This window comes from Mesorhizobium sp. M6A.T.Ce.TU.016.01.1.1 (genome assembly GCF_003997065.1).
Taxonomy (GTDB): Bacteria; Pseudomonadota; Alphaproteobacteria; order Rhizobiales; family Rhizobiaceae; genus Mesorhizobium; species Mesorhizobium mediterraneum.
The window spans coordinates 40,394-63,064 of record NZ_RZTJ01000008.1; the positions used below are offsets into that span (position 1 = coordinate 40,394).

20 protein-coding genes are annotated in these 22,671 nt (G+C 62.5%); 14 read left to right on the forward strand and 6 right to left on the reverse strand.

What is annotated here, in order from left to right:
- The first annotated feature begins 206 nt into the window (after window positions 1-206).
- From EOC94_RS16735 to EOC94_RS16785, 11 genes are all read left to right on the forward strand, one after another.
- Window positions 207-1,838, forward strand: a complete 1,632-nt coding sequence (locus EOC94_RS16735; protein ID WP_127291875.1) for an ABC transporter ATP-binding protein — start codon at window positions 207-209, stop codon at window positions 1,836-1,838.
- 260 nt (window positions 1,839-2,098) lie between these two features.
- The gene (locus tag EOC94_RS16740) at window positions 2,099-2,587 is read left to right on the forward strand and encodes a MarR family winged helix-turn-helix transcriptional regulator (protein WP_127291878.1); all 489 of its coding nucleotides are present in this window, start codon (window positions 2,099-2,101) and stop codon (window positions 2,585-2,587) included.
- 23 nt (window positions 2,588-2,610) lie between these two features.
- Window positions 2,611-3,312 (forward strand): SDR family NAD(P)-dependent oxidoreductase, encoded by a 702-nt coding sequence (locus EOC94_RS16745; RefSeq protein ID WP_245457963.1) that lies wholly within the window; start codon window positions 2,611-2,613, stop codon window positions 3,310-3,312.
- Window positions 3,313-3,314: 2 nt separating this feature from the next.
- The gene (locus EOC94_RS16750; RefSeq protein ID WP_126105471.1) at window positions 3,315-4,646 is read left to right on the forward strand and encodes an FAD-binding oxidoreductase; all 1,332 of its coding nucleotides are present in this window, start codon (window positions 3,315-3,317) and stop codon (window positions 4,644-4,646) included.
- A 59-nt stretch (window positions 4,647-4,705) separates the two neighbouring features.
- Window positions 4,706-6,376: a peptide ABC transporter substrate-binding protein gene (locus EOC94_RS16755; protein WP_127291881.1), complete on the forward strand. Its 1,671-nt coding sequence runs from the start codon at window positions 4,706-4,708 to the stop codon at window positions 6,374-6,376.
- A 158-nt stretch (window positions 6,377-6,534) separates the two neighbouring features.
- Entirely contained in the window at window positions 6,535-7,485 is a 951-nt protein-coding gene (locus tag EOC94_RS16760) for an ABC transporter permease (RefSeq protein ID WP_126105469.1), read from the forward strand.
- An 11-nt stretch (window positions 7,486-7,496) separates the two neighbouring features.
- Window positions 7,497-8,384: an ABC transporter permease gene (locus EOC94_RS16765; protein ID WP_126105468.1), complete on the forward strand. Its 888-nt coding sequence runs from the start codon at window positions 7,497-7,499 to the stop codon at window positions 8,382-8,384.
- An 11-nt stretch (window positions 8,385-8,395) separates the two neighbouring features.
- Complete coding sequence (locus tag EOC94_RS16770) at window positions 8,396-9,718, forward strand: FAD-binding oxidoreductase (protein WP_127291884.1); 1,323 nt, start codon at window positions 8,396-8,398, stop codon at window positions 9,716-9,718.
- Window positions 9,719-9,951: 233 nt separating this feature from the next.
- Window positions 9,952-10,929 carry a tripartite tricarboxylate transporter substrate-binding protein gene (locus EOC94_RS16775; protein ID WP_126105466.1) on the forward strand — a complete coding sequence of 326 codons (978 nt, stop codon included), beginning with the start codon at window positions 9,952-9,954 and terminating at the stop codon, window positions 10,927-10,929.
- A 79-nt stretch (window positions 10,930-11,008) separates the two neighbouring features.
- A complete protein-coding gene (locus EOC94_RS16780) occupies window positions 11,009-11,482 on the forward strand; it encodes a tripartite tricarboxylate transporter TctB family protein (RefSeq protein WP_126105465.1) in 474 nt (157 codons plus the stop codon).
- Between the two features lie 10 nt (window positions 11,483-11,492).
- Complete coding sequence (locus tag EOC94_RS16785; RefSeq protein ID WP_126105464.1) at window positions 11,493-13,001, forward strand: tripartite tricarboxylate transporter permease; 1,509 nt, start codon at window positions 11,493-11,495, stop codon at window positions 12,999-13,001.
- A 6-nt stretch (window positions 13,002-13,007) separates the two neighbouring features.
- On the opposite strand, the gene EOC94_RS16790 is transcribed toward EOC94_RS16785, so the two are convergent.
- The 6 genes from EOC94_RS16790 to EOC94_RS16815 all read right to left on the reverse strand — a co-directional run bounded on the left by EOC94_RS16790 (window position 13,008) and on the right by EOC94_RS16815 (window position 19,196).
- Entirely contained in the window at window positions 13,008-14,084 is a 1,077-nt protein-coding gene (locus EOC94_RS16790; protein ID WP_127205244.1) for an ABC transporter ATP-binding protein, read from the reverse strand.
- A gap of 5 nt (window positions 14,085-14,089) precedes the next feature.
- Window positions 14,090-15,136, reverse strand: coding sequence for a carbohydrate ABC transporter permease (locus EOC94_RS16795; protein WP_127205245.1), 1,047 nt, complete (start codon window positions 15,134-15,136; stop codon window positions 14,090-14,092).
- Complete coding sequence (locus EOC94_RS16800; protein WP_185928257.1) at window positions 15,133-16,251, reverse strand: sugar ABC transporter permease; 1,119 nt, start codon at window positions 16,249-16,251, stop codon at window positions 15,133-15,135. The genes EOC94_RS16795 and EOC94_RS16800 overlap by 4 nt, the downstream gene beginning before the upstream one ends.
- Before the next feature lie 92 nt (window positions 16,252-16,343).
- Window positions 16,344-17,816, reverse strand: coding sequence for an extracellular solute-binding protein (locus EOC94_RS16805; protein WP_126105461.1), 1,473 nt, complete (start codon window positions 17,814-17,816; stop codon window positions 16,344-16,346).
- A gap of 229 nt (window positions 17,817-18,045) precedes the next feature.
- Window positions 18,046-18,594 carry an SIS domain-containing protein gene (locus EOC94_RS16810; RefSeq protein WP_127205248.1) on the reverse strand — a complete coding sequence of 183 codons (549 nt, stop codon included), beginning with the start codon at window positions 18,592-18,594 and terminating at the stop codon, window positions 18,046-18,048.
- Window positions 18,537-19,196 (reverse strand): orotidine 5'-phosphate decarboxylase / HUMPS family protein, encoded by a 660-nt coding sequence (locus tag EOC94_RS16815; RefSeq protein WP_095489064.1) that lies wholly within the window; start codon window positions 19,194-19,196, stop codon window positions 18,537-18,539. Before EOC94_RS16815 ends, EOC94_RS16810 begins: the two co-directional genes overlap by 58 nt.
- A gap of 220 nt (window positions 19,197-19,416) precedes the next feature.
- On the opposite strand from EOC94_RS16815, the gene EOC94_RS16820 reads away from it, so the two are divergent.
- The 3 genes from EOC94_RS16820 to EOC94_RS16830 all read left to right on the forward strand — a co-directional run bounded on the left by EOC94_RS16820 (window position 19,417) and on the right by EOC94_RS16830 (window position 22,667).
- Entirely contained in the window at window positions 19,417-20,058 is a 642-nt protein-coding gene (locus tag EOC94_RS16820; RefSeq protein WP_095489063.1) for a glucose-6-phosphate isomerase, read from the forward strand.
- Window positions 20,059-20,116: 58 nt separating this feature from the next.
- A complete protein-coding gene (locus tag EOC94_RS16825) occupies window positions 20,117-21,064 on the forward strand; it encodes a shikimate dehydrogenase (protein WP_127291890.1) in 948 nt (315 codons plus the stop codon).
- Between the two features lie 88 nt (window positions 21,065-21,152).
- On the forward strand, window positions 21,153-22,667 hold the full coding sequence (locus tag EOC94_RS16830; RefSeq protein ID WP_127291893.1) for an FGGY family carbohydrate kinase: 1,515 nt from the start codon (window positions 21,153-21,155) through the stop codon (window positions 22,665-22,667).
- Window positions 22,668-22,671 lie beyond the last annotated feature (4 nt).

A 22,671-nucleotide genomic window follows, 5' to 3' on the forward strand; every position in this document is an offset into this window, starting at 1 on the left:
AAGCAGTTCGGTCGCGGAAGCCAGTCCGAAATTATCGAGATATGGCCGGCTTCGCCCCGGATAAGATCACTATGATTTCGGAGCGATCTCAAGACACACCGGTGCCTATCGCAAAAATGCGGGCTTGCGCTGACGGTAGGACGTGCGGCTAGTATGCGTCGTCAGATCATTGGACTTCGAAAGGCCAAGCAATGCTGCCGAGCGAAATGACCACAAGCGATCCGATCGAGGAAGCTGTTCTCTCCGTTCAAAATCTGACTATCCGCCTGCCCAGGAACATGGAGCGTGAGAACGCGGTCGAAAACATATCCTTCGACATGAAGAAGGGTGAGATGCTCTGCATCGTCGGCGAATCCGGCTCCGGCAAGTCCGTCACCGCAAATGCGATCATGGGTCTGCTGCCATCTTCGGTGCGGATCACGCAGGGAAGCATCTGGTTCAAGGGTCACGATCTGGCCAGCGCACGGGAAGACGTCCTGCGCGGCCTCAGGGGCCGGTCGGTCTCCATCGTCTTCCAGGATCCGCTTTCGGCGCTCAATCCGCTGATGACCGTCGGCCAGCAGGTCGCGGAGGTTATGGAAGCGCACCACGCAGGCACTTCGGCGACCCGCGCGAAGGCAGTTGTCGATCTGCTCGGCGAAGTCGGCCTGCCGGAGCCCGAGGTCCTGCGGCATCAGTATCCGTTCCAACTCTCGGGCGGGCAGCGCCAGCGCGTCATGATCGCCATGGCGCTCGCGCTCGGGCCCGATCTGCTGATCGCCGACGAGCCGACGACGGCCCTCGACGTCACCACCCAGGCGCAGATCCTTGCGTTGATCCGGCGGCTGCAGCGCGAAAAGAACATGAGCGTCATGTTCATCACGCACGATTTTGGCGTCGTCGCAGAAATCGCCGATCGCGTCATCGTCATGGAGAAAGGCGCGATGGTCGAGCAAGGCGTCGCTTCCGACGTGCTCGGCAATCCTAGCCATCCCTACACCAGGCGACTGATCGCCGCCGTTCCACACATGATCGAGAATGAGACGAAGTCGCGCGGCGATGCGCCTGTCGTGCTGGAGGTGCAGAAGCTCGACAAGACCTACCGGCCAGGCATCGGGTTCTTCTCACGCTCGCGCATCGTGCACGCCGTCAAGCAGGTCAGCTTTGAAGTCCGCCAAGGTCGGACACTTGGGATCGTCGGGGAGTCCGGCTCGGGAAAATCGTCGCTAGGCCGCGTCCTCCTGAAGCTGCTGGACAGCGATGGCGGCAGCATTCTGTTCGACGGCAAGGATATCGCGGCGCTTTCGGCTTCCGAGTTCCGGCCGATGCGGCCGCATATTCAGATGATTTTCCAGGATCCATTCGCCTCGCTCAATCCGCGGCAGACGATCGCCAAGATCCTCACCGTCGGCCCGATGGCGCACGGCCTGTCCGCTCGCGAAGCGCGCGCGAAAGCGTTGAAGCTGCTTCGGCTGGTCGGGCTCGACGAGGGTGCCTACGACCGGTTTCCGCATGAATTTTCAGGCGGCCAGCGCCAGCGGATCGGCATCGCTCGGGCTCTGATGATGGACCCCAAGGTCCTGGTCGCCGACGAAGCGGTCTCCGCCCTCGACGTCTCCATCCAGGCGCAGATTCTTGATCTGCTGGCCAATATCCAGGAGGAAATGAAGATCGCCATGATCTTCATCACTCACGACCTGAGAGTGGCAAGCCGTATCTGTGACGAGATTCTGGTCATGAACCGCGGCGAAGTCGTGGAGTCCGGCCCGCCTTGGCAGATATTCCGATCCCCGCGTCACGCCTATACCCAGCAACTCATCTCTGCCATTCCCGGCAAGGAATGGGTCCCCGCCGCCTAGGCGGCGATCGAGAACGTCCCGCGATCCATCGATGACGGCGCCGATAGAGGACGCGGATCGCAAGGCCGTGTCTCGATCGAACTGCACGCGCGCACCTCGGGCCTTCCTGCAGGGGAGATAGTTGCTTTTGTCCATCAAAAGTAGTTGCAATTGTCCACTACCCGCTCAACTATGCCTTTGAAGGCTCGCGGCAACCTCGATTTTCAAGGCTGCCGGTGATCTCGACGCAGGCTGCCAGGAAAGCCTCAGGAGAGTGTCCGTTGCCGAAGAAGAAGAAAGGCCCTCCTCATACCGTCGAGACGGTAGGGCTCGATGTCCTCGAAGACACGTTGAGCTTCTATATCAGAAGCATCAACATCGCCCTTTCTCGTGATCTCGATGACCGCCTGGAGGGTCTCGATGTCGCCCGGGGAACCGGCAAGATCACCACCTTGCTTCTTGTCGACAGCCATCCAGGGATACGACCCTCGGTCATCGCGCAGCTCATTATGCGCGATCGCTCAGCCATGGGCCGGCTGGTCGACCAGATGACCGAGCACGATCTTCTGACGCGGGAGGCCGCAGCGGACGACGGACGCGCGCAGGAGCTCCATATCACCGAAAAGGGAGCGGACCTCGCCCGCAAGGTTCGCAAGATCGCCACCAAGCAATCCAGCGATTTCTTCGCCGGTGTGCCCGAAGAAGACCAGAAGCGTCTGCTCGACATATTGCGGCGAGTCTATCGTCGCACCGTGGGTCTCGGCCAATGAGGGAGCCGGCAGCAGTGGGCCGAGTGCAGGCCACCCAGCGGGTGGCGCTCCTGTCGGGTGCTAGTCGCGGGATCGGTGCGGCTTGCGCCCGGCACTTGTATGAAACGGGCTGGTCACTGTCGCTCGGCATGCGTGAACCGGTGCAACCTGACTGGGCAGACAGCGAGCGCGTCCGCGTATTCCCCTATGAAGCCGCGGCTGCCAACGCCGAACGGGCGTGGGTCGACGGCACCATCGATGGCTTCGGTCGGATCGACGCGGTCATTGCCTGTGCCGGCATCATGATTCCGAAGTCGGTCATCGACGTCGACGACACCGATCTCGATCTGATGTTCGAGATCAACGTGAAGGCTCCGCGCCGCCTGGTGCGCGCGTCATGGGACTGGCTTGCGGCAAGTCGAGCAGGCCGGGTCATTATTCTCGCCTCGCTGTCGGGCAAGCGGGTCAAGTCCGCGACATCAGGCTCTTATTCGATCTCCAAGTTTGCTGCCGTCGCCCTTTCCCACGGCATCCGGCAGGCGGGGTGGGATCTCGGAATTCGAGCCACGGCCGTCTGCCCCGGATTCGTCGCCACCGATATGGCGCGCAGCATCACCGATCGCGCCGACGCACTGATGACCGATCCCGATGATCTCGCACGGAGCATCGGGATGCTCCTCGATCTGCCCAATAATGCAAGCGTCGCGGAATTTTCCATCAATTGCCAGCTCGAGGAGCTCTACTGAGCATGCCCGGACCGTTCGTCATCCCCGTTCATGGAGATATTGAACTGCCAAAGGAGGTGGACTGCGTCGTCATCGGCGGCGGCATCGTCGGCGCCTCCACGGCGCTGGAACTCGCCGAAAGCGGTTTGCGGGTGGCTTTGTGCGAAAAGGGCGGAATCGGCCAGGAGCAGTCCAGCCGCAACTGGGGCTGGGTACGCATCTCCCGTCGAGATCCGCGCGAGGTCCCGCTGATGGCGGAAGCACTGCGCATCTGGACGCGGCTCTCCGAACGAACGGGGCGGGATACCGGCTACACGCGTGCAGGAATCGTGTTCACCTGCGCTAACGACAAGGAATACGACCGGCACGAACGCTGGGGACGTCATCTCGAAGGCTATCAGCTCGAGTCGCGAATGATCGGTGCGGGAGAATTGCGTGACCTCCTCCCCGGCTCCAATCTCGATGTCAAAGGCGCGCTGTACACACCCGCCGACGGCCGCGCCGAGCCGCAGAAGGCCGCCCCGGCGATTGCCGAAGCCGCGCGCGAGCGCGGCGCCGCCATTCTAACGGAGTGCGCGGTGCGCGGCGTGGAGACAACCAACGGCGCCGTCTCGGGTGTCGTGACAGAACGTGGTTTCATTGCCTGCAAGGCAGTCGTCCTTGCCGGAGGCGCTTGGTCGAACCTATTTTGCGGAGCGCTTGACCTTGATCTGCCTCAGTTGAAGGTCATGAACACGGTCCTTCGCACGACGCCGGTCGAGAACGGGCCGGAACAGGCCGTATGGGCAAACAATTTCGCCATGCGCAAGCGCCAGGATGGCGGATATACCATCGCCTCCAGCACCACCAATGTCGTCGATATCGTGCCGAACTCCTTTCGGTACGCGCGCGACTTCCTTCCGGCCTGGAAGATGGAATGGCGATCGCTGAATTTCCGTCTCGGAAGCCGTTTCCTCGAAGAGGCAAGAGTGCCGACCCGTTGGGCAATGGATGAGGCCAGTCCTTTCGAATACTGCCGCGTGCTCGACCCCAAGCCGTCGAAGAAAAGCTCCGAGCGTATCCTTTCGAACGCCCGCAAGGCATTTCCGGTTCTGGACAAGGCAGAGATCGCGCAGCGCTGGGCCGGCTATATCGACGTCACGCCCGACGCCGTCCCCGTCATTTCCGCGGTCAATGCCGTCCCCGGCTTCCATGTCGCGACTGGGTTCTCGGGCCATGGCTTCGGCATCGGCCCGGCCGCAGGCAGGCTGATGGCAGACATCGTCACGGGGCGGCCGCCGATCGTCGACCCGACGGACTTCAGATGGTCGCGGTTTTCGGACGGATCGAAGGTCGCGCCAATCAGTGGATTCTAACCGCTCCGACAAGAGAGCGGGACGCAGCAAAAGTGGAACACTTCAAAAAGGAGATTCTAATGTCAAACCAGAGCAGCAGCACAGTCTTTCGGCCGACGCGTCGCCAGACGCTTGGAATGGCAATCGCCGGCGCCGCCGGCCTCGCCATGCCCAACCTGACAGGGGCCGGCAAAGCCCTTGCCGCAACCCCGCCGAGCGCGCCCAAGGGGCAGGTGATCGTCGGCTTTTCTCAGGAACCCACCGTCTTCAATCCGCACCTGGTGCATATCGAGGTCGACGAGGGCATTCACTTCAGCGTCTTCGATCCGCTGTTTGGCGTCGACCCGAAAGGTAATTTCTACCCCGCACTCGCCAAGGAGGTGCCGACCGTCGAAAACGGCGGCATCTCGGCCGACGGGCTTGAGTGGCGCGTAAAGCTGCGCGGTGACGTCAAGTGGCATGACGGAAAGCCGTTCACGGCCGAGGACGTCAAGTTCACGCTCGAACTCTTGGTCGACCCGAAATTTCTGAGCTGGCGGCGCGCCGGCCACGAACTTATCCAGGATTTGACCGTCGTCTCGCCAACCGAGATCAGCTGGAAGATGAAGGAGCCTTACGCGCCCTATCCGTCGATCCTGGCGGCGACTTTCATCGTCCCGAAACATGTGCTCGGTGCGGCGGAGGACAAGAATACCGCGCCGTTCAACAATGCTCCCATCGGAACCGGACCGTTCAAGTGGGTGGAGCGCACGGCCGGCGATCATATCGAGCTGGCCGCCAATACCGACTACTTTGGCGATGGCCCTTATCTCGAGCGGCTGATCTATAAATACATTCCGGACCTGACGGTTCTCTACACCCAGTTCAAGACCGGCGACATCGATGTCATCGGACTGCAGTGGATCACGCCCGACCATTACGAGGAGGCCAAGGCGTTGAGCGGAACATCCGTAGCCGTCATTCCCGCCGCCACCGTCGAATCGCTCAGCTTCAATATGGAGCGCCCGCAGTTCAAGGAACTCGCCGTTCGCCAAGCGCTGTACTATGCGCTGGACAAGCAGACGATCATCGACGCCCTCTACTACGGACTGCCAACCCCCACCGAAACCTACATGCCGCAGCAATCTTTCTACTACAATCCGGATCTGCCTAAGCAGGAATACAATCTGGACAAGGCGAAGAAATTGCTGGACGACGCCGGCTGGGTCCCTGGCAGCGACGGTGTTCGCGTCAAGGATGGCGTCCGCCTCTCGTTCAAGAACTCGACCACGGCGGGCAATCATATCCGCGAACAGGCGCAGCAGTTCATCCAGCAATCGTATCGCGACATCGGTGTCGAAGTGGAGATCTCCAACCTGCCGCCTGCGGTCATGTGGGGGGACTACTGGATGAAGTCGCAATTCGATTCCGTTGTCGTCGGCATCAACTTCCTGACAGGGTCCGACCCCAATACTTCGGATTACCTCAGTTCGAAATCAATTCTGGCCAAGGGCGGCGCTGGCCAGAATACCTGGCAGTACGCCAACCCGGAGGTGGACAAGCTGCTCGAAGCCGGCGGTGTCGAATTCGTGCCGGAAAAGCGCAAGCAAGCCTACCTGAAAATCCAGGAGACCGTGCGCAACGACCTGCCATTCCTGCCGATATTCCAATACGCGACGGTCCGCGGACACAAGTCCGGTGTCGAAGGCGTCGTCCCGAACATCAATGTGCGCATCGACTCCTGGGACGTAGCCACCTGGTACTGGTCATAGCTCCGGAAATGGGCCGGGCCGGCAATGACCGGCTCGGCCTGCATCGCCGTAGATTCAGGGTGTTAGAGCGTACTTTGTGCGTCCAATTGGACGCGCGTCGCTCTAAGGCGCGCCCTGGCGCAACCGTATCCGACTGACAGCAAACGGAGGCAACCGGCATGCTTCGCTATCTGCTGGGACGTTTCTGGCAAAGTCTTGTCCTGCTCCTGCTGGTCTCGATGATTGGCTTTGCCGTCCTGAACCTCGCTCCGGGTGGGCCGCTTTCGCAGTTCAGCCTCACGCCGGGAATGACGCAGGCCGATCTCGATCGCATCGCCTCGCAAATGGGTCTCGATCGACCTCTTCCGGTACAGTACATCGACTGGCTGGGGCATCTGCTTCGCGGTGACTGGGGACGTTCCTTCCGGGACGGCAGGCCCGTGCTCGACATCATCTGGGAGCACCTTCTCGCGACACTGCTGCTGATGGGCGTATCGACCGCGATCGCCATCTTCGTCGGCACCTGCATAGGTGTGCTGGGCGCGCTCAAACGGTACTCGATCTTCGACTACGCTGCGACGGTCGGCGCGATGGTGGCATTGTCGATCCCGACCTTCTGGTTCGGGTTGATCGCGATTTACATCTTCTCGCTCCGGCTCAGGTGGCTGCCGGCCGGCAACATGTACACGATCGGCGATGGCTCGCTCGGTGACTATGCGATCCATCTCATCATGCCGAGCATCGTTCTTGCGCTGGTCAATATCGCCGTGTGGAGCCGCTACATGCGGACCGCGACGCTCGACGTCATCAATCAGGATTTCGTCCGCACTGCCCGGGCCAAGGGACTGAGGCCCCGACGTGTGTTGATCCGTCACATCCTCGGAAACGCGCTGCTTCCGATGATCACGCTGATGGGGCTGCAGCTGCCGACAATACTGGGTGGCGCCCTGGTGACGGAAACCGTCTTCACCTGGCCCGGCATGGGACGGCTGTTCCTCGATAGTCTCGGCTACAGCGACTACCCCGTGGTGATGGGCCTGCTGATGATGTCCGCGGTTCTCGTCCTGGTCGGTAACCTGGCCGCCGACCTCACCGTCGCATTCGTCGATCCGCGCATTCGATTGAGCTGAGGACCAAAAAAATGAGCCAGTCGGAATTACTCCTCCCCGCCCGCTCCACGCAACCCTGGTGGCGCAGCCGCACCGTGCGCCGATTTGCCCGCCATCGGCTGGCGATGTTTGGCTTAGCCACGATCATCATACTGGTCCTCGCCTGCGTCATCGGACCCTTTCTCCTGCCCTTTGATGATCTTTACATCGACCTGCGTGGACGGTTCTCCCCACCGTTCACCGGCTACCATTTCTTCGGCACCGATCCGCTCGGACGCGACATCGCGGCGCGCCTTCTCATGGCTGGTCGCGTTTCGCTGCTGGTCGGTTTCGCTGCCATGCTCCTCAGCACCGTCTTCGGAACCGTGCTCGGGATTGTGGCAGGCTTCTTCGGCGGCCGCATCGGCACCGTGCTGATGCGTTTCGTCGACGCGATGCTGTCCTTTCCCAACATCTTCCTGCTGCTGGCGATGGCTGCCTTCATCAAGCCGAGCCCGATCATGATCACCCTGATCATAGCGGCGACGAGCTGGATGGAAATCGCCCGCATTGTCGAGGCGGAAGTGCGCTCCCTGCGCGAACGCGACTTCGTGGTCGCCGCCCGGATGCTCGGGCTCAGCAACAGCCACATCATGTTTCGCGAGCTTCTGCCCAATGCGATCGGCCCGATCATCGTCGCGGCCACGCTTACCGTCGCCCGCGCCATTCTCCTTGAGGCCTATGTCAGCTTCCTTGGCTACGGCATCCAGCCGCCGCTGCCGAGTTGGGGCAACATGCTCAACGGCGCCCAGCAGTATCTCGATAGCGCGCCGTGGCTGGCGATCGTTCCTGGCGCCGCCATCACACTGGCGGTCACCAGTTTCAATTTTATCGGCGACGGCCTGCGCGATGCGCTCGACGCGCGAAGCGACATGCTGTGAGGCCGTCTGGCATGACAAGGTTTTCGCCGTTTGAAGTCTCGCTCTGGTATGCGACCGCAAAACCGGCGCCAAAAACCGACCCGCTGCAAGGACGCACGAGGGCGGACGTCTGCATCGTCGGCGGTGGCTATACCGGATTGACGACTGCGCTCGATCTCGCTCGCGACGGCATACGCGTCGTTCTTCTCGAAGCTCAGGAGATCGGGTTCGGCGGCTCGGGACGCAATGCCGGCCACTGCACGCCAACCTTTACGCATTACAGCCTGCCCGAACTGCGTGCCATGTTGGGCGAGCCGTGGGCCGAAAGGCTGATCGCCCGGCAGACAGGGGCCAACAGACAAGTCGCGGGGATGGTCAAGCGTTACGGCATCGATTGCGAATGGCAGCAGAACGGCTACGTCATGGGCGCGCTTACGCCAGGCGCCGTCGCCAAGCTCGAGGCGAAGGCGCAGCAGTACAATGCAGTTGGCGCCAGGACGTGGGTGCTCGACAGGCAGGCTAGCGAGGAGATGACCGGCAGCCCGCGATATTATGGCGGCTGGTTCCATTCCGAGGCTGGTCACCTCAATCCCTTGAGCTATGCAAGAGGGCTGGCGCGCGCCGTCATCGAGGAGGGCGGCACGATCCATACCAAGTCGCCTGTCCGCGATGTCGTGCGGCAGGACGGCGCCTGGGCAGTGCACTCGGGCGAAGGGATTGTGGTTGCGGACAAGGTCATCTTTGCGACAGGCGCCTATACCGTTAACGGTTGGCCCGGCCTCGACCGGACCTACAAGATCCAGAAGGTGTTCGTCGCCGCGACGCAGCCGCTGACCGGCGCGGAACGCCAAACCGTCCTGCCACGCAACGCCACCATGCATGATGGCCGCGGCGACATCTTCGTCTACAAGTACAACACCGAGGGACGGATTGTCGCCTCGATGTTCCCTATGGGCCGGCGCGGCCGGGACATGGCGTTCACACACCGCCTCATGTCCGACCGTCTGCATTGGCTCCATCCGCAGATCAGCAGCGACTTGAGATGGGAGTATTTCTGGTTCGGTGAACTGGACATGCAGAAGCGCACCATCCCGCGATTCTACCAGCTCGCGCCGGGCGTCGTCGCGCTGACTGGCCTGTCCGGTCGGGGCGTGCCGACCGGCAGCATGCTCGGCGGCATACTCGGCGAATGGGCGAAGGGCGTCCCTGAAAAAGACCTGTCGCTGAAGCTCGAACCGCTCCGGCGCGCACCCTTCTTCATGTCGTTCGCCCCGGCCGCCATGTTCCGATACTATCGCGTCTCGGACTGGTTGCGGGCACGGGCGAGCGGAGCTCCACTTCCACCGCACGCTTAGCGAGTCCGGAGGAAGGGCACAGAGAGGTCCGTAACCGGTATTCGCTATCAGATTTCGACCAGCTCGATGTGACCTTTCCACCCATTTTGCGCGGACGGGTTGTGCATAATCGCAGTTTGCGGTTTGACCCCGATTGCAATCCGCTAGCCTGCGCTAGTTATTGCTCCATCCAGCCGGTGTTGAAAGGAACTCTGGGCAGCGGTTGGGAATTCATATCCTGGGAGGAAATCACGATGAGAAAATTCGTCGCCGCTCTGGCCGCAGCCGCAGCCGTCACGCTCTATCCGTTCGCCGCGGGCGCGCAAACCTATCCCGAACGCACCATCACCGTTGTGGTGCCGTTTTCGGCAGGCGGCCCGACCGACACGGTCACGCGCCTCGTCGCGGAAGCCATGTCGAAGGATCTCGGCCAGCAGATCATCGTCGAGAATGTCGGCGGTGCCGGCGGCACACTGGGCGCCGGCCGCGTCGCGCAAGCCGATCCCGACGGCTATACGCTGCTCCTCCATCACATCGGCATGGCGACAAGCGCTACGCTATACCGAAAGCTCGCATACGACACACTGAACGGCTTCGAATATGTCGGCCTCGTCACCGATGTGCCGATGACCATCGTCGGCCGCAAGGACCTCGAGCCGACGGATCTGAAGGGGCTGGTCGACTACGCCAAGGCGAACAAGGATACCGTCACCGTCGCCAATGCCGGCATAGGCGCGGCCTCGCATCTGTGCGGGATGCTGTTCATGAGCGCGATCGGCACACCGCTGGTCACCGTGCCCTACAAGGGCACCGGCCCGGCCATGACCGATCTTCTCGGCGGCCAGGTCGACATCATGTGCGACCAGACAACCAATACCACCAAGCAGATCCAGGGCGGCACGATCAAGGCCTATGCCGTCACCTCGTCTGAACGCCTCGATGTGCTGCCCGATCTGCCGACGACGACGGAAGCCGGTCTCCCGGAGGTGCAGGTCGGTATCTGGCACGGCCTCTACGCGCCCAAGGGCACGCCGGCCGAGGTCACCGAGCGCCTGTCGAAATCGCTTCAGGTCGCGCTGAAGGACCCGAACGTCGTCGCCCGCTTCGCCGAGCTCGGCACCAAACCGTCGTCCGACGCAGATGCGACGCCGGCCGCGCTGAAGGCCAAGCTGGAAGGCGAGATCGCGCGCTGGAAGCCGATCATCGAAGCCGCCGGCCAGTACGCCGACTAAGGTTTTGAACGGGGCGCCACCAGCGCCCCGTTTTTCACACCGGCATCAGCGTGCCCCGCGGCGGGCCTGGGAGGACGTCATGAAACCTTTCACGATCGACACGACCAACGGCACATGCGCCGCGCTGTTCATCTTTCTTGGCGGATTTTTCGCTCTGCAGTCGCTCGGCCTCGAAATCGGCACCGCCTTCCGCATGGGACCGGGCTATTTCCCCCTGGTCCTGGCGATCGTGCTGATCCTGCTTGGCGCCGTCATCCTCGTCGAAGCGGTGCGCTTCGAGAGCGAGCCGATCGGGCATATAGCCTGGCGCGGCATGCTGTTCATCCTCCCTGCCCCGATCTTCTTCGGCCTGACCGTGCGCGGCCTCGGCTTCATCCCCTCGATCTTCCTGACGGCGCTGATCGCATCCTTTGCCAGCGGCCGCATGAGGCCGCTGACCGCGCTCGTGCTCTCCGCTTGCCTGACGCTGTTTGCGTTCCTCGTCTTCAGCTATGCGCTCGGCCTGCCGTTCCGGCGCTTCGGCCCGTGGCTGCCTCCATGGCTGGTATGGTGAGAGGATGAACATGGAACTCCTCGACAACCTCGCGCTCGGCTTTTCGACGGCCACGTCGCTGGCAAACCTCGGTTTCTGCCTGATCGGCGTCCTTCTCGGCACGCTGATCGGCGTCCTGCCCGGTATCGGCGCCACCGCGACCATCGCCATGCTGTTGCCGATCACCTTCCAGATCGGCGACCCGGTTTCCTCCCTGATCATGCTCGCCGGCATCTACTACGGCGCGCAATATGGCGGCTCGACCACCGCCATCCTCATCAACATGCCCGGCGAATCCTCGTCAGCCGTTACCGCGATCGACGGCTACCAGATGGCCAAGAACGGCCGCGCCGGGGCGGCACTCGCGATCGCGGCGATAGGCTCGTTCTTTGCCGGCACGGTGTCGACGTTCCTCGTCGCCATCTTCGCCCCGCCGCTGACGGCGATCGCGCTGCAATTCGGCGCGGCCGAGTATTTTTCGCTGATGATCGTCGGCCTCGTCTCGTCCGTGGCGCTTGCCCACGGCTCGATCGTCAAGGCGCTGGCGATGGTCGTGCTCGGCCTGCTGCTCGGCATTGTCGGCACCGACATCTACACCGGCACACCGCGCTTCACGCTTGGCATCCGCGAATATGCCGACGGGCTGAATTTCGTCGCGGTGGCGGTCGGCGTCTTCGGCGTCGCCGAGATACTGCGCAACCTCGAAAACGAGCACGAGCGCTCCGTGATGATCCGAAGGGTCTCCGGCCTTATGCCGACCCGCGAGGACTTTCGGCGTATGGCGGCTCCCATTGTGCGCGGCACGATCATCGGTTCGGCGCTCGGCATCCTGCCGGGAGGCGGCGCGATCCTTGCAGCCTTTGCCTCCTACACGGTGGAAAAGCGTGTATCGAAAAATCCGGGGGAATTCGGCAAGGGCGCCATCGAAGGCGTCGCCGGACCGGAATCGGCCAACAATGCGGGCGCGCAGACCTCCTTCATCCCGATGCTGACGCTCGGCATTCCGGCCAACCCGGTCATGGCGCTGATGATCGGCGCGATGATCATACAAGGCATCGTGCCCGGCCCCAATGTCGCGATCGAACAGCCGGCGCTGTTTTGGGGCATTATCGCCTCGATGTGGATCGGCAATCTGATGCTGATCGTCTTGAACCTGCCACTGATCGGGCTTTGGGTAAAACTCCTGACGATCCCCTACTACGTGCTCTTCCCGATCATCATGGCGTTCTGCTCGATCGGCGTTTACAGCGTCAACACCAACATCTACGACCTCTACGCCGTCGCCTTCTTCGGCTTCCTTGGCTACCTCCTGACCAAGCTACGCTGCGAGCCCGCGCCGCTGCTGCTCGGCTTCGTGCTTGGCCCGCTGCTCGAGGAAAACCTGCGCCGCGCCATGATTCTCGCGCGCGGCGACCCGAGCACCTTCCTCACCAGGCCGATCAGCGCCGGCCTGCTCTTCATCGCGCTCGCCGTGCTCGTCATCGTCTTCCTGCCGGCGGTCAAGAAGAAGCGCGAAGAGGTGTTCGTGGAGGAGAATTAGCGAACGTCACGCGGCTGCCTGTCCACGGACGCGGCCGCCGATGCGGCCCCCGGTTTCCGAATCGAACAGAAAGACGGCGGTGTCCTGGAAGGTGATGCCGATCGGCTCATCCATGTCGTAGTGCGCCGATTTATCGGCCTTGACGGTTACGGTGGCCCCACCGAATTGGCAGGTGATCAAGGTATGATCGCCGATCAGTTCCACAGCGTAGACCCGTGCCGCAATCTTGCCCTCCGATGGGCCCGTGACCCGGCAATCCTCGGGCCGAAGGCCGGCAGTGACCTTTTTCCGGCTCTCGGCAACGCTGGTCGCAAATCGTCCTTCCGCACACACGAAGGTACCCTCGACCAGCTCGCCATGGAGAAAATTCATCGGCGGTGAGCCGATGAAGCCAGCGACGAACAGGTTCGCCGGATCGTCGTAGATCTGTCGGGGTGTCGCGATCTGCTGCACGACGCCACGGTTCATGATGGCAACACGGTGAGCCAAGGTCATGGCCTCGATCTGATCGTGGGTGACGTAGATCGTCGTCACGCCCAGATCAGCCTGCAGGCGCTTCAGCTCCGAGCGCATGTGGCCGCGCAGCTTGGCGTCGAGATTGGAGAGCGGCTCGTCCATCAGGAAGACGCTCGGCCGCCGCACCATGGCGCGGGCAAGCGCGATGCGCTGCCGCTGACCGCCGGAAAGCTGCCGTGGATAGCGGTCGAGGAACTCCTCGAGGTGGACCTTGACGGCGGCGCTGCGGACGGAGGCGTCGCGTTCAGTGCGCGGCACGCCCCGCAGCTTCAGCGGATATGCGATGTTCTCCGCAACGGTCATATGCGGATAGAGCGCGTAGGACTGGAACACCATCGCCACGTCGCGATACTTGGGCAGCACATGGGTGACGTCGCGGTCGCCGATGAGGACGCGGCCGGAACTCACCGATTCAAGCCCGGCGACCATGCGCAGCGCCGTCGTCTTGCCGCAGCCCGAGGGGCCGAGCAGCACCAGGAACTCGCCGTCCTGGATCTCCAGGTCGAGCCCTTTGACCACCTCGACCGCGCCGAAGGACTTGTAGATATCGGACAGGGTGACCCGCATATCGACTAGCCCTTCACTGCGCCGACCAGCAGCCCGCGCGCAATGTGCTTCTGCAGGATGCTCGAGATGACGATCACGGGGGCGATCATCACGGTGATCAAGACCGACATGTTCCACCATTGCGGCCCGCGCGTCGTGTTCTGTGCCGATACCAGCACCGGCATCGTCTGCGCGTCGGCATTGGAAAGGAAGAGGGCCAGCAGATACTCGTTCCAGGCAAGGATCAGCACCAGCAGAAAGGTCGCGACCAAGCCGGATCGCACCAGCGGCAGCGCGATGGTGAAGAAAACGCGGAACTTGGAGGCCCCGTCTATCTGTGCGCTCTCCTCAAGGTCGAGCGGGATGCCGGCGAAGAAATCGCGAGTCAGCCACACGACGATCGGCAGGTTGATGGCGGTGTAGGTGGCGATCAGCGCCACCTGTGTGTCAAGCAGGCGCATCTGCTGGAACATCACGTAGATCGGCAACACGGCGACGATCGGCGGCATGATGCGGTTGGAGATGATCCAGAATTCAATGTCGTTGTTGCCGACAGCAAGCCTCGTGCGTCCAACAAGCGTGAACAGCGCGATGATGAAGAGAGCGGCTGCCACGGCAACGGCGATCTCCCACTGCACGCCGAAAGTGGCCACCGCGACGATGATTGCGGTGAGGAGGATCAAGAAGAGCGCAACGGCGACGAGCTTCACCTGGAAGCGGATACGCACGAGCGCGTAGGCCGCCAGCGAGCCGATCAGGACTGCGAGCAGCGTGCTCGCCACCGCGACAACGACCGAATTCATGTAAGGGCGCAGCGTGTAATTCTGCACGAGCATGAAGTCCCATGCCTGCAGCGAGGGGGCAAAGTCGACGAACGGGAGATAGAACGGCCCATTGTCGACCTCCCCCGGCCCCTTGAAGGATGTGATGAACACCCAGTACAGAGGAATCACCACAACGAGCGTCCACAGGAACAGCAGCGCATAGGTCACGATCCTGGCGACCGGTGCCTGGCTGTCGATCGAGGCCGGCTCGAACAGCCGGCGCGCCAGCGAGCGCGGCTCGGCGCTCATGCTTCGAACCGGCGCGCCGGCCGGACCACAAAATTGAAGAACGAGACGCATACGATGGTCGAGATGAAGAGGAGCATGTAACCGACAGCGGCCGAGCCGCCGAGATCCTGGGTACGCCAGGAAATGAAGGAGTGGAGCGTCATCGATTCCGTCGCCAGGCCGGGACCGCCGCCGGTGAGCACGTTCGGCAGATCGACGATCTTGAAAGCCTCGATGAGCCGGATCAGCACGACGGTAGCGGCAATCGGCGCGATCGCCGGCCAGGTAATGTCGCGAAAAATCTGGAAGCCGTTGGCTCCGTCGAGCCGCGCCGCCTCGACCTGGTCGCGCGGCTGGTTCTCAACGGCCGCCAGCAGCACGATGAACATGAACGGCGTCCACTGCCAGGTATCGCCGACCAACACCATCAGCCGCGCCGACCAGGCCTCTGTGGCCCACGACCACTCGCTGATGCCGAAAGCGCGCACGATCGGGGCGAAGGGGCCCTTCTGCATGTCGGCGAGCATGCGAAACGTGTAGGCGATGCCGACCGGGGTCACCATCAGCGGGATGAAGAAGAGGACGCGAAAGAAATTCCTGCCGCGAATTGGCTGGCCGCAGAGGAGCGCGAGGCCCAGCCCCAGTGCGAACTGCACGGACACACCGACGAACACGTAGAGAAGCGTGTTGACGACAGTTCCCGGCACGCCGCCCGGTGCCATGGTGGCCAGCGCGAGAACCGCCAGGCCCATAGCCATTGCCGTCGCGAGAAGGCGACCAATCACGCCGGCGATGGTCGGCCTGCCACGCCAGAGATAGCGGGCGAGAAGAAAAAGCAGCCCTGCCGCGACCAACGCCAGCAAAGCGGATTGGACAAAACCGAACGTGCCGAATTTGCCGAGCAAGTGATACTGCTGCGAGCCGACCAGCAGCTTGCGGAAGTTCACAAGTCCGATGAATTTCAGCGTGAATCCGCCCGGCGCGAGCGCAAAGCGCGAAAGCGCGAGATAGGCCGAGATGATGAGCGGAAAAATCGCGAAGCAGAGAAGCACGACGACGGCTGGCAGCACCATGATCCGGCCCGAGTGACCGTCCAGCCATTCGGCCCAGCTGCGGCGGTCGGCAGCTTCTGGCATAGTGTCGGTTGCGGTCATCATAACCCGGGAATGTGGGGCAGGCATGAGACCCGGCGCGGACCGATGCCACGCCGGGTCGATTGCTTGGCCACCTATTTGGCGCCGATAGTCGCCTTGTAAAGTTCGAGCTGCTTGTCTTTGCCAATCTCGTCGTTCAGCTCATTCCAGCCTTCCTCGACCGCCGAAACCGTCGCTTCCTTGTCGATTTCGCCGGCAAGGAAGCGCGAGACCGCTTCGTCGAGCACGACCTGCTGGTATTTCTGATTTTGTGGGATGCGCAGGTCGAGGATCATGTTCGGGCTGCTCATGCTGTCGTTGATCGCGCCTAGGTACACTTTGGCCTCCTCCTCGCTCATGTTGGCCTTCTTCCAAAGGTCGCTGTAGCTGAGCTGCGAGGTGCGATACGGGTTGAAGCCGGTGCCGCCGACGGTCACGTCGGCGTTCGACTGTGCCGGCTGCGTCATGAACGAGAAGTAGGCGTAGGCGGCGTCCTTTACCTTCGGATCGGCCGCCGCGTTGATGCCGCCGCCCCAGCCGCCAAAAGCGGCGAAGGGTGCATGGTTCACGCCGTCGATCGCGTGCGGGCAGTTTTCTGCCGTGCAGGCCTCGAGCTTGCCAGTGTCCCAGTTCAAGACCTCCTTGGATCCGGGCATGATCGCCGCGCCCCATTTGCCCATCACCTTGGACTGGGCCGGATCGATCGAGATCGTGCCTACATCACCCCAGTCGAGGTTTAGCGCGCAGCGGCCGGAAGCGAAGAGCGGCCTTGTATCGCTGACATCGAGGTTCAGCTCGTCCGGCGGGCCGTATTTGGTCGATTCAGACAGGAAGTCGAGCGCCTTGCGGAAGGCGTCGTTGTTGACGAGCGGCGTCATATCCTTGGTGTTGAAGAAGGTGCCCTGGCTGGTTCCCTTGGACTGGGTCATCGAGCCGACCACATCGGTGACGAACCAATAGCTCTGCGCGTTGCGCTTCTTGGCGATGCACGAGCCGAAATCCGGCGTGCCATCGCCGCTCATGTCCTTGCCGTGCGTGGCCTTGGCGACCTCGAGATACTCGTCCCAGGTCTTCGGCACCGCCAGGCCGGCCGCTTCCAGCACGTCCTTGCGGTAGTACATCATGTGGAAGTCGCCATCGAGCGTGATCATGTAGGTCTTGCCGCTGTACTTCTCGGAGAAGTCTCGGAAGAACGCGCCCACATCGTCCTGCTGGATGTCCTTGTCGGCCTCGACCCGCGGCGTCAGGTCCTCGAGGTAGCCGCCGGCAATGTAGTCGACCATCCATTGCGGGGCGAACACCCCGGCATCGACCGAGTTGGTGCCGCTCGCCCAGTCGGTGAGTATCTTTTGATAGAGATCCGAGAAAGGCACCGCGATGACATTGATCTTGGCGCCGGTGAGCGCTTCGAACTCGGGCGCGCGCCTCTGTAGCGGCTCCTGAATCGCCCCGGTCTGCGTAATGACGTTCACGGTAACGCCCGCAAACGGTTTGTCCTGCGCAAAGGCAGGTGCGCCAACCAGCGCGGCAAAAGCCGAAACGCCGGCCAGAAAGACCCCAATTCTCATCAGACTTCCTCCCATATTGACCGGGACCTGTTCCTGCGGACCAAGCCGTCGGCATCCTCCCCGTCGGTTGCCGTCGCCAGAGCACGGCACCAACGCTCCTCAAGTACAATATCGGCATCGCACAGCGAGTCCAGTGCCTTGCCGCAACGGAAGATGAGGTGCCCAGCCGGGCTTCCAGCTGATGCATGTCGCTCAAAAGCATGCCCTCGGGCGTGCCCGGGGTGCCCAGTCATTGCAAATTAGTGTGGCGGAACAACATCAGCTTGTGCGCGTCGGGTATCTGCTGCGCCAGGCCGAGCACAACGCTGTCGAGCAGGACGAGGCAGGATTGCTCGAACAGGCTGCCGCCAAACTGTTTCGATTCCCCGACAGGGACATGCAGCGTGACGTCGGCAATGCCGGCCAGGGTCCCCGCCGGCTCATGCGTCAGCGTAACGACCTTGGCACCCTCCGCCTTGGCGATGCGGGCAAAGCCTGTGCTGACCGGCGTCTCCCCAGAGCCGGAGACGATCAGCAGCGCATCGCCCCTGCGTATCGAGGGCGCCGATACCTCACCGACAAAATGCACCGTTCGGCCAAGATGCATGAACCGCATCGCGCCCATCTGCGCGACAAGGCCGGAGCGTCCCTGCCCGGAAAAGAACCATCGCTGATCGGGGTCATCGAACGCCTGCACCAGCCTTGCAAAGGCGTCGACGTCGATCCGGCCAAGAAGGTCGGTTATCTCCTGTCCCACGGCCAGCCACGGCCTGGATTGGGCAATCTGTCGCGAATCCATCGTGCTATCTCTTTCGGGCTTGCGGATTCTGTGATGGCGCTGCCGACCACGAGGATTTCCGGCTCGACTGCGATCACCGCTTCCAGCGTGTCGGGGCCGATCCCGCCGGCGAGCGAAACCAGAAAGCCGCGATCGTGCATCTTTTTCACGGCGTCGATATGTGAGGTGGAGGTGTTGCCCGCCAGCCGCGCGTCGGTTGGCGAGTGGACCGCGACATAGCCGAAGCTTTCGGGGAAGACAGCATTCAAAGGAAGCAATTCTGCCTTGCCCGTCTCGGTGATGGTGTCGACGATGACCGTCGCGCCGAAGGCGGCGGCACGTCTTCCCACCGCGTCATGCGTGGCGGACGAAGCACACGACAGCACCGTCATGAACGCGGCACCGGCGCCGAATACCATGTCGGCCTCGAACTGGCCGCCGTCGACGGTTTTGGTATCAGCCAACACCTTGACGCCAGGGCAGAGCTCGCGCGCCGTGGTGATGGCGGAGAGGCCAAGGCGTTTCAGCAACGGCGTGCCGATCTCGATAATGTCGGCGAACGCCTTCATCTGCGGGAGCAGGGCCAGGTGTTCAGGCTTGTCGAAGGCGACTTGGAGGAGCAAGGCGGTTCTCTCGGATTAAGGCAGCGGGTGCGACGTGAAGACAACGCCCAACCTACTGTCGTGTGCCTCGTAGTCGAAATCTGCCATAATCCAGCAACCTCCGAGCTGGTCCGCATAGGGAGAGCAAATCATACCCTGCAAAGCAAGTGTGGTTCTTGTCGAAAGCAGGAGCGGGCCAGATCAGCGCCGACACCACAGCAAAGCAATATGAGGTAGTCTCTTGACCAGATTGTTTGAGCCGACCGGATGCAAGGTCGATCTGTCGACCGGCGCGATGGGAAATGCAACCGGCAGCTACCAGAAACGCTTCCGCGATCTGGACGGGCTCTACGCGGACGCCGCGGCCTTCGAAGCCATGTGCGCGACATGGGGCGAACGCATCGTCTACGAGGTCTCCGAGTTCCGGCCGACCGAGCAGTCGGGAGACTTGATTTTCGGCGTCACGCGCATGGCGCCCGGCAAGGTCGGCGACGAGTATTTCATGACACGCGGTCACATCCACAAGCAGGCCGACCGGCCCGAGATCTACTATGGCCAGAAGGGCCATGGCCTCATGCTGATGGAATCGCCGGAAGGCGAGGTCCGGATCCTGCCCGTCGAAGCCCAGACCGTCTGTTACGTCCCCCCTTTCTGGATCCACCGCTCGATCAATGTTGGGGAAGACGATCTGGTGATGCTGTTCTGCTACCCCGCCGATTCAGGGCAGGACTACGAGATCATCGCAAGATCGGGCGGCATGCGCTCGCGCGTGGTCGCCGGCGATGGAGGCTGGAAGGAAGTCGACAACCCGGATTGGCGACCGCGTGATGCGAAGCTGATCTCCGCCCTCTATGGGCAACAATCCCGCACGGTGCCGGCATGAAGGCTTCCTTCGAGATCACTGCTTCATTTCGCGCTGCTGAAATCCGGGAGGTCGGCAAATGAGCCGCTACCGGCCGGCTACCCAGCCGACGTTCTATTTTATCGGCGTCACGACGACGAGCAGTTCGATCATGCGGGTTTTCCCTGCATGGGCGCGCCACCTCCGGCTGAAGGATGCGCTTCTCAAGGGCATCGACTTTCCACTTCATGCCGATCCGGAGGCCTACCGTGAGGTCGTCTCCTTCATAAAATCCGACCCGCTGTCGCTCGGCGCGCTCGTCACCACGCATAAGATCGATCTCTTCAACGCGGCGCGCGGCCTGTTCGACGTGATCGATCCGCATGCTCGCCTGATGCACGAGACCAGCTGCCTGTCGAAGCGGGGCGGCAAACTCATCTGCCATGCCAAGGATCCGATCTCTTCGGGCCTTGCGATAGATGGTTTCATCCCGGCGGGATACTTCGCGGACACCGGTGCGGAAGTCCTGTCCATGGGCGCCGGCGGATCGACGATTGCGATCACCTGGCACCTGATGCGCAAGCGCGCCGACGTGCCATCGCGCATCATTGTCACCGACCGTTCGCAGCCGCGTCTCGACGAAATCGAGCGCATCCACAAAGATATGATGCCGACGATCGAGATCGAGTATGTCCTCGCCGACCGGCCCGAGATCAACGACAAGACGTTGGCGGCGCTGAAACCGGGCTCGCTGGTGATCAACGCGACGGGACTTGGCAAGGACGCTCCAGGCTCGCCGATCACCGATGACGGCGTGTTCCCCAAGCGCGGCATAGCCTGGGACCTCAATTATCGCGGCGACCTGATCTTCCTCGGCCAGGCAAGACGGCAGCAGGCCGGACAGCAGTTGCAGATCGAGGACGGCTGGACGTATTTCCTGCATGGCTGGACGCAAGTGATCGCCGAGGTCTTCGATATCCCGATCCCGGTGTCGGGGCCGGATTTCGACGAGATTTCGCACATCGCCATCGAAGCGGCGAAAGGGTAATGCCGTGGAATGCATTCTCGCCACGCCGCGCTCGCTCTGACCGATAGACAGAGGATCACATGCTTGCCCATCTCAGGACCGTGTCGAAATGAACGGCGAGCTTTTCCTCGCAATCGATGTCGGCACGGGCAGCGTCCGCGCCGCACTGGTCGATGTCACCGGCAAGATCCTTGAACTTGCGTCGCGAGAGCACGATCAGATCGTGCCGGAGTTCGGCTGGGCCGAACAGCGGCCGGTTGACTGGTGGGAGGGGGCGCGAACGAGCGTCAAGACGGTGCTGGACCGCGTCGATGGTGCCCGCGAACATATCTCCGCCATCTGCGTCTGCGGGCAGATGCACGGGCTGGTCCTGCTCGACGCGCACGGAGCGCTGACGCGCGACACGGCACCGCTCTGGAACGACAAGCGCTCCGTTGATCTCGTACGTCGCTTCGAAGAAGAAAATGAGCCGGACAGCTACCTGCCTGAAAGCGGCAACACGCCGACCCCCGCATGGCCGGGCTTCAAACTGCAATGGGTCCGAGACAACGATCCCGCCGCATACGCCCGCAGCGCAGTCGCCATCATGCCGAAGGATTACATCAACTACCGGCTGACCGGCGAGATTGCCATGGATACTGGCGACGCCTCCTGTAGCTTCCTCATGAACCCAGAGCGGCTCGACTGGTCGCCGGTGATGATCGAGCGCATGGGTCTGGACGCCGCCAAGCTGCCGCCGATCCGCAACCCGCTGGATGTCGTCGGCCACGTCACCAAACAGGCGGCGCGCGACACCGGCCTGAAGTCTGGAACCCCCGTGCTGGTCGGCGGTGCCGACTATCCGGTGGCACTGCTCGGTTCAGGCGCTTGTCGGCCGGGAATGGGTTCCGACAGCACCGGCACGGGCGCCATCGTCACGGCGATCGCGGAGAAGCCGCTGCTTGACCCGGAAATCTCGAACGTTGCGACGATCGAAGGCAACTGGGCGCAGTTCGTGCTGCTGGAGACGGGCGGCGACGGCATGCGCTGGGCACGCCGCGCCTTCCACGGCAACGCGCTGTCCTATGACGAGATCGTCGCCCGCGCTGCCGAGGCACCTGCCGGTTGCGACGCATTGCTCTTCATGCCCTTTCTCACCGGTGAGCGTCTGGGGCGCCATCGCAACGCCCGCGCACAGTTCTTCGGATTGGGCGCCGCGCATGGCATGGAGCATCTGCACCGCTCGATCCTGGAAGGCATCGCCTTTGCCATGACGCGTCACATCCGCATCATGGAACACGCATCAAACAAGCCGCTGGAGCGCGTTATCGCCGCCGGCGGCGGGGCGCGCACCAAACTCTGGCTGAAGATCAAGGCGAGTGCCTTCAACATTCCGATCCTGGTTCCGCGGGAGCCCGAATGCGGCATCGTCGGCTGTGCCGCGATGGCCGCGACGGCGACAGGCCGCTTCTCGCGCGTCGAACAGGCGGCCGAGCGTTTCGTGAGCTACGGCGCCGAAATCCTGCCGGACCCCAGATGGGCCGAGACCTACAGGCGCACCCAACCGGTTTTCGACCGGCTCTACCACCACAGCCAGGCGCTCTACGACGACCTCGACGCGCTGGCGGCCGCCACGCAGCCGTGACCCA

Excerpts from the sequence above, each read along its gene's own strand:
- EOC94_RS16735 (WP_127291875.1), top strand. The coding sequence starts at position 207 with ATGACCACAAGCGATCCGATCGAGGAAGCTGTTCTCTCCGTTCAAAAT.
- EOC94_RS16750 (WP_126105471.1), top strand. The coding sequence starts at position 3,315 with ATGCCCGGACCGTTCGTCATCCCCGTTCATGGAGATATTGAACTGCCA.
- EOC94_RS16755 (WP_127291881.1), top strand. The coding sequence starts at position 4,706 with ATGTCAAACCAGAGCAGCAGCACAGTCTTTCGGCCGACGCGTCGCCAG.
- EOC94_RS16760 (WP_126105469.1), top strand. The coding sequence starts at position 6,535 with ATGCTTCGCTATCTGCTGGGACGTTTCTGGCAAAGTCTTGTCCTGCTC.
- EOC94_RS16765 (WP_126105468.1), top strand. The coding sequence starts at position 7,497 with ATGAGCCAGTCGGAATTACTCCTCCCCGCCCGCTCCACGCAACCCTGG.
- EOC94_RS16770 (WP_127291884.1), top strand. The coding sequence starts at position 8,396 with ATGACAAGGTTTTCGCCGTTTGAAGTCTCGCTCTGGTATGCGACCGCA.
- EOC94_RS16775 (WP_126105466.1), top strand. The coding sequence starts at position 9,952 with ATGAGAAAATTCGTCGCCGCTCTGGCCGCAGCCGCAGCCGTCACGCTC.
- EOC94_RS16780 (WP_126105465.1), top strand. The coding sequence starts at position 11,009 with ATGAAACCTTTCACGATCGACACGACCAACGGCACATGCGCCGCGCTG.
- EOC94_RS16785 (WP_126105464.1), top strand. The coding sequence starts at position 11,493 with ATGGAACTCCTCGACAACCTCGCGCTCGGCTTTTCGACGGCCACGTCG.
- EOC94_RS16790 (WP_127205244.1), bottom strand. The coding sequence starts at position 14,084 with ATGCGGGTCACCCTGTCCGATATCTACAAGTCCTTCGGCGCGGTCGAG.
- EOC94_RS16795 (WP_127205245.1), bottom strand. The coding sequence starts at position 15,136 with ATGAGCGCCGAGCCGCGCTCGCTGGCGCGCCGGCTGTTCGAGCCGGCC.
- EOC94_RS16800 (WP_185928257.1), bottom strand. The coding sequence starts at position 16,251 with ATGCCAGAAGCTGCCGACCGCCGCAGCTGGGCCGAATGGCTGGACGGT.
- EOC94_RS16805 (WP_126105461.1), bottom strand. The coding sequence starts at position 17,816 with ATGAGAATTGGGGTCTTTCTGGCCGGCGTTTCGGCTTTTGCCGCGCTG.
- EOC94_RS16810 (WP_127205248.1), bottom strand. The coding sequence starts at position 18,594 with ATGGATTCGCGACAGATTGCCCAATCCAGGCCGTGGCTGGCCGTGGGA.
- EOC94_RS16825 (WP_127291890.1), top strand. The coding sequence starts at position 20,117 with ATGAGCCGCTACCGGCCGGCTACCCAGCCGACGTTCTATTTTATCGGC.
- EOC94_RS16830 (WP_127291893.1), top strand. The coding sequence starts at position 21,153 with ATGAACGGCGAGCTTTTCCTCGCAATCGATGTCGGCACGGGCAGCGTC.